This window comes from Pseudomonas sp. V88_4 (genome assembly GCF_029967985.1).
GTDB lineage: Bacteria > Pseudomonadota > Gammaproteobacteria > Pseudomonadales > Pseudomonadaceae > Aquipseudomonas > Aquipseudomonas glycinae.
On sequence record NZ_JASCAF010000028.1, the window covers coordinates 134,803 to 149,618 of the forward strand.

The following is a 14,816-nucleotide window of genomic DNA, read 5'->3' on the forward strand; positions in this document are numbered from 1 at the left end:
TCATCGAGGTGAGGGTATGCGCGGGATTTTGCTGTTGGCGGTGTTGTGGCTTGCGGGTTGCCAGCATGTTGCGGCGCCGCCGGTCGTGGGCGAGATCCGTGATTTGCGAAGCGGCGAGCGTCTGACGGCGCAGCAATTACTGACGCAACTGAGCAGTCCGGCGCGGGTGATCGTTGGAGAGCAGCATGACAACGCCGATCACCATGCCCTTCAATTGTGGTTGTTGCAGAACCTCGAAGAAAAGCGCCCCCAAGGCAGTCTCCTGTTGGAAATGCTGACGCCCGATCAACAGTCGCGCGTCGATGACGTGCGCCATGCCGCAAAGCCACCGGCCGATCTTCCTGCTGCATTGGCCTGGCAGGACGGTTGGGACTGGAATCTCTACGGACCGATTGTGCGGTTTGCCCTGACGCAACCTGGGCCGTTGCTGGCGGCCAACCTCGATAACATCGAAATTCGTGCGTTCTATCGCGATCCTCCGGTTCTGAGCGGCGAGCGCAGCAGCGCTAAATTTGTGAAAGAAACGCTGCTGGAGCAGATCGGCGATTCTCACTGCGGCTTGCTGCCGTCATCACAAATGCCGGCAATGCTGGCCGTTCAGCAGCAACGGGATCGGCGAATGGCCTCGCGTTTGTTGGCGGCACCCGCGCCTGCGTTGTTATTGGCGGGTGCGTATCACGCGCGCAAGGATGTAGGGGTACCGCTGCATGTGCTGGATCTGGGGGCGCCGGAAGCGCCGAAGGTGCTGATGCTGGCGGAGCAGGGCAGTCAGGTCACGGCGGCGATGGCTGATTATGTCTGGTTCACTCGGGCCACACCGAAACCGGATTATTGCGCCGAGATGCGTAAACAGTTCGGCAAGCAATGACTTTTCCACAGGCAAAAAAAGACCCGGTAAAAACCGGGTCAAATAACCGTGATTAGCCTGATGAGGAGATAATCTGAGAGTCCGAACCAAGGGCTTTTCAGAATATCGGCTGATCTCGCGATCAGTTGTGATAATCATAGCGATTCTCATTAACGAGTCAACAGCTGTTTTTTCATTTCTGTCGTTTTGTCCCGGCAATGGCGTAAACGTCCCGTGAATAGGGCTTCAGTTCTGGCTGTTATATGCCGTGAGCTGCTTGTTGAGCTGGTCGATACGCCGCGCCATGCTTTCGATCAGGCTGTGGGCGATTTTCGGGTTGGTGCGGGTCATGCTCAGAAACTGATCGCCGGGAATCAGCATCACGGTGCTCGCTTCCCGGGCAATGATTGTTGCGTTGCGCGGTTCGCCGGTGAACACGGCCATGGCGCCGAAGATCTCATCCTTGGGCACATCGCCTACCTTGTGCCCGTTAACAAACGCTTCGGCGTGTCCTTCGATAATCACGAATACGTGATCGGCCGAGTCGCCCTGGCGGATGAGAACTTCCCCGGGCTCGACCCGTTTGAAGCCATTCGTGCTACGAAACTCCCGCGGCTTGAACTCGGCGACGGCGTGGGCCAGCAGCGCCATTTGCCCAAGCAGATAGTGCAGAAACTGCTCCGGGCGCGATGAACTGCCGTACACATGTTGAAACACATCGCTTCGGCGATAAGGCAGCAATGTCAGCGGGTTATCCGTACACAAGGTGCAATCCGCCCATTCCGGCCCGTTCTGAAGACCGATCACATCTCCCTCGTGCCAGTAGAACAAGCCACGGCCGCCGAGGCGCCCGGTGATGACACCTTGCGTCAGCAAAAACAGCTGGTCGTCCGGCAACTGCGCCAGCAAATCATCCGTGGCTTCCAGTTCCAGAGCTGGCCCGCACGGCACCAGGCCTTCAAGCCATTGAGCAGGCAAGCTCTGCAAGTGGTTGATCAGTGCATCGGCCTGGGCCGATTGTTCTCCGAGCAGGTACATGGGTCGGTGCCCGTCAGTTTTTGTGGCGAGAGGAAATGGCTTCGAGTTGCTTGTTCAGCGCATCCTTGCGTTCGGCGGGAATGTCGTTCCAGTGCACATCCATCAACGCTCCTTCGATCGCGTACAACAACACCTTCGACGCCCGGAACCCACGAGTGCGCACGGCCCGGTAGGCATCTACCGCGCCCAGGCGCCGCAAGTCCGAGGCGCTATGGATGCCCACGGCATGCAGCCATTGCGCCGACGTCTTGCCAAGATTTTTCAGGTGTTGCAGTTCATCATTCATCAAGCCTCCTTGCGACGGCCGAATGGTGCGTGGGCGAGCTTCTCAGGAGTGTAGCCATCAGTAGGAAAAGCGTGGTTGTTTGGTCGGATTCGACGCAAACGCTTCTAAGAAAGGTCAGTTTCCGCTGATGAATCAGGATGGGGAGGGCGAGGGAGAATTACCAATAGCACGCAGTCCAGCGCAAAGCGGGGGCGCTGGACGAGTTTGGGTGGTGCGAGGCTCAGCGGGTGCGATAACGCAGGCGCGTACCGAAATTCATCGACATCAGGATTTCGTCTGCACTCAGTTCTGGCGGGAAGTAGGCACCGGAAATTTGCGCATGAGCCAGACTCGCGCCTTCCAGTGAAGCGTTGCGAAAGTCGATGCCGCGCAGGTCGGCGGAACGGAAGTAGGCGTCCCGGAAATCCACACCATCGGCGTTCAGCTCGCGCAGGTCGAGGCCACGGAAGTCGCCGCCGACCATATCGATCGGGCCGTCTTTCGGGCGTTCATTGTTGAAACCTGTGATGTCGTCTTTGTGCAGCAAGGCATAAAGCGGGGTGTCGAGTAGTTTTGGCTGGCTCATGTCAAATCACCTGTTGGTTTTATGACGCCAGTATAGTGCCACTATTTGACGGCCGTGAAGCAAGCGAGGGCTTCACGGCCGAAATAGTTTCTTACAGGCCTGGCAGGCGCTGGCGAATCTGCGCCACGACGGTGTCCAGGGTGCCGGATTCATTGGTCTGCACGCGTTTGCTGCGCAGGATTTCTTCCGGGGTCAGGGCTTCGCGGTTGGCTTGTTGAGCTTCGATCACGGCGAGGGTCGCGTCGGACGGGTCCTTTTTGTCTGCCTGACGAATCGCCAGCCAGCTCTCGATCACTGCCTGCGGAGCGTTGCAGTCAAGGATCAGGAAAGGCGTGCCAGTGGCTTCGGCGACTTTGGCGGCGTTGTCGCGTTGTTCGCGCTTGAGGTAAGTGGCATCGATCACCACCGGGAAACCGGCGTGCAAAATCACTTCGGCAATTTCATGCAGACGCGCATAGGTTGCAGTGCTGGCGTCGGCGCTGTAGATCCCGGCCTGAACATCATTGGCAACGGTTTGCTCACCGAACAGGCGCTTGCGCTCGACATCGGAACGCAGGCGGATCGCGCCCAGTGCTTCGACCAGACGCATGGCAACGTGGCTTTTACCGACAGCGGAAACGCCATGGGTGATCGCCATGAAGCGCGAAGGAATGGTGCTGTAGCTTTCCGCCAGGTTGGCGTAGTTGCGGTACTGGCGCAGGGTGGTGGCGCGCTGCACCGGTGTCGCGTCGGCCGGCATGCTGAACAGCGCAACTTTCGCACGCACCAGCGCGCGGTACGCCTTGTAGAAGTTCAGCACTTCCAGGCCTTGATAGTCGCCGGTCAGTTCCAGGTATTGGCTGATGAAACGACGGGCCAGGGATTTCAGGCCACGGTCTTCAAGGTCCATCGCCAGGAAGCCGGTGTCGGCCCATACGTCGGTGAAGCGGAACGGTTCGTTGAATTCGATGCAGTCGAAGATCACGACCTGGCCGTCGATCAGCGTGGCGTTGCCCAGGTGAATGTCACCGTGGCATTCGCGAGTGAAACCGTCGGTCTTGCGTTGGGCGAACAGCGGCTTGAGGCGATCGAAGCTGCTTTCAGCCCATGCTTGCAGAGCGTCGAGTTGCAGCAGATCGTTCTTGTCGCTGAGGAACGGCAGGATCTGTTCGAAGTTCTGGCGTACCGGCGCCATCACGCTTTCAGGCGTGCCGGCATCGTGCTCGGCCGGGACTTTCGGCGCATTGAGGTGGAAGCGGGCGATTTGCTCGGCCATCGCGTCGATGTGCGCGGTGGTCAGCTCGCCGTTGGCTTGCAGGGTGCTGAGCAGGCCGGACTGCGGGAACTGACGCATTTTCAGCACGTACTCGATGGCCGGGCCGTCGCCACCCAGTTGCGGAGCTTCGGCGCTGCCGGTCACTGGAATCACTTCCAGATACAAATCTTCGGTCAGGCGCTGGTTCAGGCGCAGCTCTTCACCGCAGAAGTGCTCACGGGACTCGAGGCTGGTGAAGTCGAGGAAGCCGAAGTTCACCGGTTTCTTCACTTTATAAGCGTAGGGACCGGTGAGCAGTACCCACGAGATATGGGTTTCGATGACCTGGAACCCTTCGACGGGATGCGGGTAGAGGGCCGGGTTTTGCAGGGCAGCGATCAGGGACTGGCTCACGGACGATCCTTCAGAGACTGGGGGAAATTCAAGGCGCTCATTATGGCCGCTCGCCAGCCCGACGCAAACCTCCGAGCGCTCCTGTTGAGTATGAATAAAGTGCGTATAATCCGCCGCCATGACTCGTACTCGATCTCCCCGTACCCCTAAAAAACCAGCTTCCCGGGGCCTGCGCCCGTGGTTGGGCTGGGCCCTTAAACTCAGTCTGGTCGGCCTTGTGGTGCTGGCCGGCTTCGCCGTTTATCTCGATGCGGTGGTGCAGGAGAAGTTCTCCGGCAAGCGCTGGACCATCCCGGCCAAGGTATACGCGCGTCCGCTCGAGCTGTTCGTCGGACAGAAGCTGAGCAAGGACGATTTCCTCACCGAACTCGATGCCCTGGGCTATCGCCGCGAAGCCGTGAGCAACGGTCCTGGCGCGGCGGCGGTCAATGGCAACACGGTTGATCTGAATACTCGTGGTTTCCAGTTCTATGAAGGCCTCGAGAAACCGCAGCCGGTGCGCGTGCGTTTTTCCGGCGATTACGTGGCCGAACTCTCGGCGATCAACGGTTCGAAGCTCTCCGTGGTACGCCTGGAGCCGCTGATGATCGGCGGTATCTACCCGAAAAACCTCGAAGACCGGATTCTGATCAAGCTCGATCAGGTGCCGCCCTATCTGCTGGAAACCCTGGTCGCCGTGGAAGACCGGGACTTCTACAGCCACTGGGGCGTGTCGCCGAAATCGATTGCCCGCGCCGTTTGGGTCAATACCTCGGGCGGCAAGATGACTCAGGGCGGCAGTACGCTGACTCAGCAACTGGTCAAGAACTTCTACCTCACCAACGAACGCAGCCTGACCCGCAAGCTCACCGAAGCGATGATGGCGATGCTGCTTGAACTGCATTACGACAAAAAGGAAATCCTTGAGGCTTACCTCAACGAAGTCTTTGTCGGTCAGGACGGTCAGCGTGCAGTGCACGGTTTCGGTCTGGCCAGCCAGTTCTTCTTCGCTCAGCCTTTGTCCGAGTTGAAACTGCATCAGGTCGCGCTGTTGGTCGGGATGGTCAAAGGCCCGTCCTATTACAACCCGCGTCGCAACCCGGAGCGGGCGCTGGAGCGACGCAATCTGGTGCTCGATGTGCTTGAGCAGCAGGGTGTCGCTTCCGCCGAGCAGGTGGCCGCCGCGAAAAAAATGCCACTGGGCGTGACCACCCGCGGCAAGCTGGCCGACAGCTCGTTCCCGGGCTTCATCGATCTGGTCAAGCGCCAGTTGCGTGAAGACTATCGCGACGAAGACTTGACCGAAGAAGGCCTGCGGATTTTCACCAGCTTCGATCCGATTTTGCAGATGAAAGCCGAAGCGTCGGTCAATGACACTTTCAAGCGCCTGTCCGGTCGCAAGGGTTCCGACGACGTGGAAGCGGCGATGGTCGTGACCAACCCGGAAACCGGCGAAGTCCAGGCCATGATCGGCAGCCGTCAGGCGAGTTTTGCCGGGTTCAACCGGGCACTGGATGCGGTGCGGCCGATCGGTTCGCTGATCAAGCCGGCGGTTTACCTGACGGCGCTGGAGAAGCCGAGCCAGTACACGCTGACCAGTTGGCTGTCGGACGAGCCGCTTTCAATCAAGGGCGCAGACGGTCAGGTCTGGAAACCGCAGAATTACGACCGTCGCTCCCACGGTACGGTGTTCCTGTATCAGGGGCTGGCACATTCCTACAACCTGTCGACCTCGCGTCTCGGTCTGGCGGTCGGTGTTCCGAATGTCCTCAAGACGCTCGGCCGACTGGGCGTAACCCGCGAATTCCCGGCCTTTCCGTCGATGTTGCTCGGCGCTGGCGGCATGACCCCGATCGAAGTCGCGACCATGTACCAGACCCTGGCCAACGGTGGCTTCAACACCCCGATGCGCGGGATTCGCAGCGTGCTGACTGCCGACGGCGAGCCGCTCAAGCGTTATCCGTTCCAGATCGAGCAGCGTTTCGATCCGGCCTCGATCTATCTGATCCAGAACGCCATGCAGCGGGTCATGCGTGAAGGCACCGGCAGTTCGGTTTATAACGTGTTGCCAAGAACCCTGACGCTGGCGGGCAAGACCGGCACCAGTAACGATTCGCGCGACAGCTGGTTTGCCGGCTTCAGCCAGGATCTGCTGGCGGTGGTCTGGCTCGGCCGTGACGACAACGGCAAGACGCCGTTCACCGGGGCCACCGGTGCGTTGCAGGTCTGGACCAGCTTCATGCGCAAGGCCGATCCGCTGCCGCTGGACATGCCGCAACCGGATAACGTGGTGCAGGCCTGGGTCGATTCGCGTACCGGCCAGGGTTCTGATGCCAACTGTCCGGGCGCCGTGCAGATGCCGTATATTCGCGGCAGCGAACCGCCACCCGGCGCCTCCTGCGCGGGCGAAAGCCCGGCCTCGGGCGAGTCGGTGATGGATTGGGTCAAGGGCTGGATGAATTAAGCAAAGAGGGTTTCAAGTGAACAAGTGGTTGATTCCAGCGGTGACCGCCGTGGCTTTGCTCAGCGGCTGCTCCACCGTACAGCGTGGTTCGATCCCGGTTGTGGACTCCGGCACCGCCGTGTCCAACAGCGAGCGCATTTCGGCCAATGGCGGTTTCCGTCAAACGACGGTGAAACGTCCCGCACAGGCCCAGACCCAGGCGATCCCGCAAGGCGATACCGGTGTGGTGGTAATGGTGCCGGGCGGCGCAGCGGCTTCGGCGCCGATCAGCACTTCGCCGATCGTTCCGGGCCCGGCGTCCGGCGGCATCACGCCGGGGCCGTATAACCCTTCGCCGGTCGAGTCGGCGCCGATCAGCTCCGGCAGTTACAGCATGCCTTCGACGCCGAGCGGCATTCCTTCGGCCAGCAGCGGTGGCGGTCTGTCTGCCGATGAGCAGCTGGACGGCCCGGTGCTCGCACTGTTGAGCACTGCGCAACAGCAGCAGGCCGGTGGCGACCTCAACGGCGCGTCTTCCAGTCTGGAACGCGCCCAGCGTGTAGCGCCGCGCGAGCCGCAAGTGCTTTACCGTCTGGCGCAGGTGCGCATGGCCCAGGGTGATGCGCCGCAAGCCGAGCAGACCGCACGTCGTGCACTGACCATGGCTAACGGTCGTCCGGAATTGCAGGCCAGTCTGTGGGAATTGATCGCTCAGGCGCGTGAGAAACAAGGTGATTCCGCCGGCGCCACTCTGGCCCGTCAGAAGGCCAAGGTTTCGCTGTGATGGACAGTCGTTTCTCCAAAGTCGCCGATCAATTGCTGTTGATCGAGCGTGAACTGCGCACCCAGGGCTGGTGGGATGACGTCCAGCCCTCGGTCGAAGCCCTGAGCAGCGTCGAGCCGTTTTCGGTCGACACCCTCGATTTCGAGCAGTGGCTGCAATGGATCTTCCTGCCGCGGATGAAGATGATCCTCGAACAGAATCTGCCATTGCCCAATGCCTCGGGCATTCAGGAAATGGCCGAGATGGTCTTCGCCCAGCGCAATCTTCAGGGCAAGGATCGGCAGCTTCAGGTGTTGCTCAAAGAGTTCGACCTGCTGATCACCGCCTCACGCTGAACCGGGAGCTGCCAGTCGTTACTGGCAGTTTTCCGCTATCTGTTTCTTTGCCTCTTCAGTACGTTGCTGGCGCTGCTCGTCATTCAGCCGCCGCAGTTCTCCCTCCACTTCCTCCCTCAAGCGCGGATTGTTCTGCAGTTGCGCGAGATTCGTGCGCGCCTGTTCGCAAAATGCCTTGAGTTGATTCTGTTGTTCGGCCACTTGCTTCTTCACCTTGTCATCGATGGCTTTCTGATCGCCCAGCGCGCCGCTGCCAGGTAATGCGGCAGGTATTGGTGCGGGAGAGGAGGGCGTCTTCACGGCGGTGGATGACTGCCCTTGTGGTGGCTGTTGATCGAAATGGGTGACGCCTTGGGCATCGACCCATTTGTAGATCTGACCGGCCATGCACCAAGAGCTGACGCTGATTAGCAGAGTTAAGAGAAGCGTTCGCATGCTGATTCCTTGGCAAAACTGCGCAATTGAAGCTAACAGAGTAGCGGTTTCCAGGTTTTTTCTTGCGTTCTCATGTGCTTACCCACAATTAAGCACATTGACGGCTTGACTTGCAGAGGGCGAAACAGAAGAATCCAAAGTCCGCTGTACAGGGACTGCCAGAAGCAGACCCTCTCGGCAGATCATGAGGCGCATATCCGCGTCGACCTGTTACACCCGCAACGCGTTACCTCGCGCTGGGTGGGAAAGGCCCGCAACACTTGGGACGATCCCAATACTTGCTCAGTCAGTGCTGACGTAGTCGGCGACCACCGTCGCTCATGCTCTGCCGAGAAGTAAACCTATTAAGACCCGTTCGCTTTTTTGTGGACGGTATTCTGGCGTTTTAGAGGTGAACAACGTGGAGCTTTTATCTGGCGGTGAGATGCTCGTCCGCTTTTTGCGTGACGAAGGCGTCAAATATATCTACGGGTACCCGGGTGGTGCTCTCCTTCATGTTTACGATGCCCTGTTCAAAGAACCGGAAGTGACCCACATCCTGGTTCGTCACGAACAAGCGGCTACCCATATGGCTGACGGCTACGCCCGTGCCACCGGTAAAGCCGGCGTGGTATTGGTGACTTCCGGTCCAGGCGCCACAAACGCCATCACCGGTATCGCCACCGCCTATATGGACTCGATTCCAATGGTGATCATTTCCGGTCAGGTGCCAAGCACCATGGTCGGCACCGATGCGTTCCAGGAAACCGACATGATCGGTATCTCCCGGCCGATCGTGAAGCACAGCTTCATGATCAAGCACGCTTCGGAAATCCCGGAAGTCATGAAGAAAGCCTTCTACCTGGCGCAATCCGGTCGTCCGGGCCCGGTCGTGGTCGATATCCCGAAAGACATGACCAATCCGGCCGAAAAGTTCGAATACATCTTCCCGAAGAAAGCCAAACTGCGTTCCTACAGCCCGGCCGTTCGCGGTCACTCCGGGCAAATCCGCAAGGCGGCAGAAATGCTCCTGGCGGCCAAGCGTCCCGTGCTGTACTCCGGCGGTGGCGTGATCCTCGGCAACGGCTCCGCGCCGCTGACTGAACTGGCAAAAATGCTCAACCTGCCGGTTACCAATACCTTGATGGGCCTGGGTGCCTATCCTGGCACTGATCGTCAGTTCATCGGCATGCTCGGCATGCACGGCAGCTATACCGCCAACCTGGCGATGCATCATGCCGACGTGATCCTGGCGGTCGGTGCGCGTTTTGACGATCGCGTGATCAACGGCGCGCCGAAGTTTTGCCCGAACGCCAAGATCATCCATATCGACATCGACCCGGCTTCGATTTCCAAGACCATCAAGGCCGATGTGCCAATCGTTGGTCCGGTGGAGAGCGTCCTGACCGAAATGGTCGCGATCCTCAAGGAAATCGGCGAAACCCCGAACAAGGAAGCCGTTGCCAGCTGGTGGAAGCAGGTTGATGAATGGCGCGGTGATCGTGGCCTGTTCCCTTACGACAAGGGCGACGGCAGCAAGATCAAGCCACAGACCGTGATCGAGACCCTGTGCGAAGTGACCAAGGGCGATGCCTTTGTGACCTCGGACGTGGGCCAGCACCAGATGTTTGCTGCGCAGTACTACAAGTTCAACAAGCCTAACCGCTGGATCAACTCCGGTGGCCTGGGCACGATGGGCTTCGGTCTGCCGGCAGCGATGGGTATCGCTTTGAGCTTCCCTGACACCGATGTTGCGTGCGTCACCGGTGAAGGCAGCATCCAGATGAACATCCAGGAGCTGTCGACCTGCCTGCAGTATGGTTTGCCGGTCAAGATCGTCATCTTGAACAACGGTGTTCTGGGCATGGTTCGTCAGTGGCAGGACATGAGTTACGGCAGCCGTCACTCGCACTCCTACATGGAATCCTTGCCTGACTTCGTCAAGCTGGCTGAAGCCTATGGCCACGTCGGCGTGCGCATCACCGAATCGAAAGATTTGAAATCGAAGATGGAAGAGGCGTTCGCCATGAAAGATCGCCTGGTGGTGATCGACATTTCGGTCGACACCAGCGAGCACGTCTATCCGATGCAGATCAAAGACGGCTCCATGCGCGATATGTGGCTGAGCAAGACGGAGCGTACCTAATCATGCGGCACATTATTTCCTTGCTTCTGGAAAACGAACCCGGTGCTTTGTCTCGCGTAGTCGGCCTGTTCTCGCAGCGCAACTACAACATCGAAAGCCTGACCGTGGCGCCAACCGAAGACCCGACCCTGTCGCGTCTGACGCTGACCACCGTCGGTCACGATGAAATCATCGAGCAGATCACCAAAAACCTGAACAAGCTGATCGAAGTGGTCAAGCTGGTGGACCTGTCGGAAAGCGCTCACATCGAGCGCGAACTGATGCTGGTCAAGGTCAAGGCCACTGGCGCCCAGCGCGCCGAGATCAAACGCACCACCGATATTTACCGTGGACAGATCGTCGACGTCAGCGCCAGCGTATATACCGTTCAACTGACCGGTACCAGCGACAAGCTCGACAGCTTCATTCAGTCCATCGGCACCGCATCGATTCTGGAGACTGTCCGCAGTGGCGTCACCGGTATCGCCCGCGGTGACAAAGTACTCAGCATCTAAACCAAATTAGCGAATGGCCTGAACGGCCTGGATATAAAGGGGAAATTCATGAAAGTTTTCTACGATAAAGACTGCGACCTGTCGATCATCCAGGGCAAGAAAGTTGCCATCATCGGTTACGGTTCCCAAGGCCACGCCCAGGCATGCAACCTGAAAGATTCCGGTGTCGACGTTACCGTCGGTCTGCGTAAAGGTTCGGCTACCGTTGCCAAGGCTGAAGCCCACGGCCTGAAAGTGACCGACGTGGCTGCCGCTGTTGCCGGTGCCGACCTGGTCATGATCCTGACCCCGGACGAGTTCCAGTCCCAGCTGTACAAGAACGAAATCGAGCCGAACATCAAGAAAGGCGCCACCCTGGCCTTCTCCCACGGCTTCGCGATCCACTACAACCAGGTTGTTCCGCGTGCCGACCTCGACGTGATCATGATCGCGCCGAAAGCCCCGGGCCACACCGTACGTTCCGAGTTCGTGAAAGGCGGCGGTATCCCTGACCTGATCGCGATCTACCAGGACGCCTCGGGCAACGCCAAGAACGTTGCACTGTCCTACGCCGCCGGCGTGGGTGGTGGTCGTACCGGCATCATCGAAACTACCTTTAAGGACGAGACCGAAACCGACCTGTTCGGCGAACAAGCCGTTCTGTGCGGCGGTACCGTCGAGCTGGTGAAAGCCGGTTTCGAAACCCTGGTTGAAGCTGGCTACGCGCCGGAAATGGCCTACTTCGAATGCCTGCACGAACTGAAACTGATCGTTGACCTCATGTACGAAGGCGGTATCGCCAACATGAACTACTCGATCTCCAACAACGCTGAATACGGCGAGTACGTGACCGGTCCGGAAGTGATCAACGCCGAATCCCGTCAGGCCATGCGCAACGCCCTGAAACGTATTCAGGACGGCGAATACGCCAAAATGTTCATCAGCGAAGGCGCAACCGGCTACCCTTCGATGACCGCCAAGCGTCGTAACAACGCCGCTCACGGTATCGAAATCATCGGCGAGCAACTGCGCTCCATGATGCCGTGGATCGGTGCCAACAAGATCGTCGACAAAGCCAAAAACTAAGTCGTCGAACCTTGTACGAAAAAACGCGGCCTCGGCCGCGTTTTTTCGTATGGGCGGGCGGTTCTGGTATAAAGCTGCATCGTTTGTGGCCGAACCGTCGTCCCAGACACCTGTCGAAAATGTCCAATCCGTTGCAAGGTACTGTCCATGAGCGAACGTCCCGAAGAGCCGAACCAGGCTTCCGACGCCGAAAGCCTGCTGCCCATTGATGAGCACATCGAAGAAGGGCATGACGCAGAAGGCCGTAAAGTCCGGCATCGTGGTATCTATCTTCTGCCAAATCTGTTCACCACTGCGAACCTGTTCGCAGGGTTCTATTCCATCATCAACTCGATGAGTGCCCAGGCTGCGCTGAGCGCCGGGGATGCCGCGAATGCGAGCAAGTATTTCGCCTTCGCCGCCATCGCGATTTTTGTCGCCATGGTGCTCGACGGTCTTGATGGTCGCGTAGCGCGCATGACCAATACCCAAAGTGCCTTCGGCGCCGAGTACGACTCGCTGTCGGACATGGTCGCCTTTGGTGTCGCGCCGGCATTACTGGCATTCGGCTGGGCGCTGGGCGACATGGGCAAGGTCGGCTGGATGGTCGCCTTCATTTATGTGGCGGGTGCGGCATTGCGTCTGGCGCGCTTCAATACTCAGGTGGGCACTGCTGACAAGCGTTATTTCATTGGTCTGGCCAGCCCGGCTGCTGCCGGTGTGGTTGCGGGGATTGTCTGGGCGTTCAGCGATTACGGGATCCAGGGGTCGAAGATGTCATTCCTGGTCGCGCTGATGGTGGCGGCCGCCGGCATGCTGATGGTCAGCAACATCAAGTACAACAGCTTCAAGGAGCTGGACTTGAAGGGGCGCGTGCCTTTCGTGGCGATCCTTGCGGTGGTGCTGGTGTTTGCCGTGGTGTTCAGCGATCCGCCTCGCATTCTCCTGCTGGTGTTCCTCGCTTATGCCGCGTCGGGTCCGGTGCAGTATCTGTTGCATCTTCGTCGTCACAAACACGCCGAGTGATGTAATTTCCCTCATACTCCGCAGTCTATGGTGCATCTGTCCTCCAAAGCTGCGGAGTTGCCATGCTGATCAAAGTCCCCAAAGCGTCCGATTGCCATGAATCGGACGTCACGCCTGAATCCATTTATCTCTCTCGCCGACAATTGCTCGGAGCGACTGCGGCCGGTTTGGCTGTGAGCAGTCTGCCGCGCTGGGCCAGTGCCGAAGAGGCTGCCCGCTATGCCGATGTCGAGGCCGGAAAGGCGCCCGCCTGGTTCACCGAGAAACTGCCCTCTGTCAAATGGGGCGCGGTGAGCGTCAAGGATGAGGCGATCACACCTTTCAAAGACGCGACCCATTACAACAACTTCTATGAATTCGGCACCGACAAGGGCGACCCGGCGGCCAATGCCGGTTCGTTGAAAACCGAACCGTGGAGTGTTGTCGTGGACGGGGAGGTGGGTAAGCCGGGGCGTTATGCCCTGGAAGACTTCATGAAACCGTACCAGTTGGAGGAGCGCATCTATCGTCTTCGTTGTGTCGAGGCGTGGTCAATGGTGATTCCCTGGATCGGTTTCCCCATTTCGGCGTTGTTGAAGCAGGTAGAGCCCACTTCCAATGCCAAATACATTCGCTTCGAAACCTTGCAGGATCCGAAGAGCATGCCCGGACAGCGTTCGGGATTTGCCTTGATCGATTGGCCCTATGTAGAAGGCTTGCGTCTGGATGAGGCGATGAATCCCTTGGCGATTCTGGCGGTGGGTATGTATGGCCGTGAATTGCCAAACCAGAACGGTGCGCCGTTGCGTCTGGTGGTGCCGTGGAAGTACGGCTTCAAGAGCGTCAAATCCATAGTGCGGATCAGTCTGGTCAGCGAGCAACCGAAGACAACCTGGCAAAGCATTGCGGCGGATGAGTATGGGTTCTATGCGAATGTGAACCCTACGGTCGACCATCCTCGTTGGACTCAGGCGCGGGAGCGGCGACTGCCTAACAGTCTGTTCAAGCCGAATGTGCGTGATACGCAGATGTTCAACGGTTATGCGGACGAGGTCGCCTCTTTATATACAGGGCTCGATTTGCGGAAGAACTACTGATGCGATATCCGATCTGGCGCGTGAGCGTCTTCCTCGCTGCGGCGATCTGTCCGCTGTTTTGGTTCTATCAGGCCTTTGCGGATCTGCTTGGGCCGGATCCGGGGAAAGTCCTGGTTGATCGACTGGGGCTTGGCACATTGGTATTGCTGTTGATTACCCTGAGTATGACGCCGCTGCAGAAACTTACGGGGTGGGCCGGGTGGATTGCTGTGCGTCGACAGTTGGGGCTCTGGTGTTTCGCCTATGTGGTTCTGCATCTTTGCAGCTACATGGCGTTCATTCTCGGTTTCGACTGGTCGCAACTGGGTGTCGAGTTGCGCAAGCGTCCCTACATTATTGTGGGTGCTCTGGGTTTTCTGGGGCTACTGGCATTGGCGGTTACCTCCAACCGATATAGTCAGCGCCGATTGGGCACTCGCTGGAAGAAGTTGCACCGGCTTGTTTATGTGATTCTCGGGTTGGGATTGCTGCATATGCTGTGGATTGTGCGTGCTGATCTTAAGGAGTGGGCAATCTATGCCTTTATAGGTGGTTTCCTTTTGGCGCTGCGAATTCCCGCTTTGACTCGCCGGATCCCGCGCTTGATGGGTAAAAAACAGGTTTTTCAGGAAAAGCGAAATTAAGGGTTGACGGCAAATTCTGAGTCTCTATAATTCGCCCCACTTCCGGCGCAGTCGAAACGGAAAACTCC

The 14,816-nt window shown here is 58.5% G+C and carries 15 protein-coding genes; 10 read left to right on the forward strand and 5 right to left on the reverse strand.

Going from position 1 to position 14,816, the window contains the following annotated elements; all coding sequences use genetic code 11:
• Positions 1 to 16: 16 nt before the first annotated feature.
• Positions 17 to 868 (forward strand): ChaN family lipoprotein, encoded by an 852-nt coding sequence (locus tag QLG12_RS08600; RefSeq protein WP_282474314.1) that lies wholly within the window; start codon positions 17 to 19, stop codon positions 866 to 868.
• Positions 869 to 1,093: 225 nt separating this feature from the next.
• Here the strand turns inward: QLG12_RS08600 and QLG12_RS08605 are convergent, their stop codons facing one another.
• From QLG12_RS08605 to QLG12_RS08620, 4 genes are all read right to left on the reverse strand, one after another.
• Positions 1,094 to 1,885 (reverse strand): cyclic nucleotide-binding domain-containing protein, encoded by a 792-nt coding sequence (locus QLG12_RS08605; RefSeq protein ID WP_197870649.1) that lies wholly within the window; start codon positions 1,883 to 1,885, stop codon positions 1,094 to 1,096.
• A gap of 13 nt (positions 1,886 to 1,898) precedes the next feature.
• Positions 1,899 to 2,171, reverse strand: coding sequence for a TfoX/Sxy family protein (locus QLG12_RS08610; protein ID WP_003228231.1), 273 nt, complete (start codon positions 2,169 to 2,171; stop codon positions 1,899 to 1,901).
• 220 nt (positions 2,172 to 2,391) lie between these two features.
• A complete protein-coding gene (locus QLG12_RS08615) occupies positions 2,392 to 2,736 on the reverse strand; it encodes a pentapeptide repeat-containing protein (RefSeq protein WP_007959639.1) in 345 nt (114 codons plus the stop codon).
• A gap of 91 nt (positions 2,737 to 2,827) precedes the next feature.
• On the reverse strand, positions 2,828 to 4,384 hold the full coding sequence (locus QLG12_RS08620; RefSeq protein ID WP_197870651.1) for a bifunctional aminoglycoside phosphotransferase/ATP-binding protein: 1,557 nt from the start codon (positions 4,382 to 4,384) through the stop codon (positions 2,828 to 2,830).
• 118 nt (positions 4,385 to 4,502) lie between these two features.
• On the opposite strand from QLG12_RS08620, the gene mrcB reads away from it, so the two are divergent.
• The 3 genes from mrcB to QLG12_RS08635 are packed head-to-tail and all read left to right on the forward strand — an operon-like array spanning position 4,503 to position 7,925.
• On the forward strand, positions 4,503 to 6,827 hold the full coding sequence (mrcB, locus tag QLG12_RS08625) for a penicillin-binding protein 1B (RefSeq protein ID WP_085655086.1): 2,325 nt from the start codon (positions 4,503 to 4,505) through the stop codon (positions 6,825 to 6,827).
• A 16-nt stretch (positions 6,828 to 6,843) separates the two neighbouring features.
• Positions 6,844 to 7,590 (forward strand): tetratricopeptide repeat protein, encoded by a 747-nt coding sequence (locus QLG12_RS08630; RefSeq protein ID WP_197870653.1) that lies wholly within the window; start codon positions 6,844 to 6,846, stop codon positions 7,588 to 7,590.
• Positions 7,590 to 7,925, forward strand: coding sequence for a YqcC family protein (locus QLG12_RS08635; RefSeq protein ID WP_197870655.1), 336 nt, complete (start codon positions 7,590 to 7,592; stop codon positions 7,923 to 7,925). The genes QLG12_RS08630 and QLG12_RS08635 overlap by 1 nt, the downstream gene beginning before the upstream one ends.
• A gap of 18 nt (positions 7,926 to 7,943) precedes the next feature.
• Here the strand turns inward: QLG12_RS08635 and QLG12_RS08640 are convergent, their stop codons facing one another.
• Entirely contained in the window at positions 7,944 to 8,360 is a 417-nt protein-coding gene (locus tag QLG12_RS08640) for a DUF4124 domain-containing protein (protein ID WP_197870657.1), read from the reverse strand.
• Between the two features lie 400 nt (positions 8,361 to 8,760).
• On the opposite strand from QLG12_RS08640, the gene QLG12_RS08645 reads away from it, so the two are divergent.
• The 6 genes from QLG12_RS08645 (at position 8,761) to msrQ (ending at position 14,748) form a co-directional block, all read left to right on the forward strand.
• Entirely contained in the window at positions 8,761 to 10,485 is a 1,725-nt protein-coding gene (locus QLG12_RS08645) for an acetolactate synthase 3 large subunit (RefSeq protein ID WP_011335952.1), read from the forward strand.
• A gap of 2 nt (positions 10,486 to 10,487) precedes the next feature.
• Positions 10,488 to 10,979: an acetolactate synthase small subunit gene (gene ilvN, locus QLG12_RS08650; protein WP_003205610.1), complete on the forward strand. Its 492-nt coding sequence runs from the start codon at positions 10,488 to 10,490 to the stop codon at positions 10,977 to 10,979.
• A 48-nt stretch (positions 10,980 to 11,027) separates the two neighbouring features.
• Entirely contained in the window at positions 11,028 to 12,044 is a 1,017-nt protein-coding gene (ilvC, locus tag QLG12_RS08655) for a ketol-acid reductoisomerase (protein WP_007959661.1), read from the forward strand.
• Between the two features lie 147 nt (positions 12,045 to 12,191).
• Positions 12,192 to 13,049 carry a CDP-diacylglycerol--serine O-phosphatidyltransferase gene (gene pssA, locus QLG12_RS08660; protein ID WP_039771608.1) on the forward strand — a complete coding sequence of 286 codons (858 nt, stop codon included), beginning with the start codon at positions 12,192 to 12,194 and terminating at the stop codon, positions 13,047 to 13,049.
• 62 nt (positions 13,050 to 13,111) lie between these two features.
• Positions 13,112 to 14,125, forward strand: a complete 1,014-nt coding sequence (gene msrP / locus QLG12_RS08665; protein WP_197870659.1) for a protein-methionine-sulfoxide reductase catalytic subunit MsrP — start codon at positions 13,112 to 13,114, stop codon at positions 14,123 to 14,125.
• Entirely contained in the window at positions 14,125 to 14,748 is a 624-nt protein-coding gene (gene msrQ / locus QLG12_RS08670; protein ID WP_282474315.1) for a protein-methionine-sulfoxide reductase heme-binding subunit MsrQ, read from the forward strand. The genes msrP and msrQ overlap by 1 nt, the downstream gene beginning before the upstream one ends.
• The last annotated feature ends 68 nt before the right edge of the window (positions 14,749 to 14,816 follow it).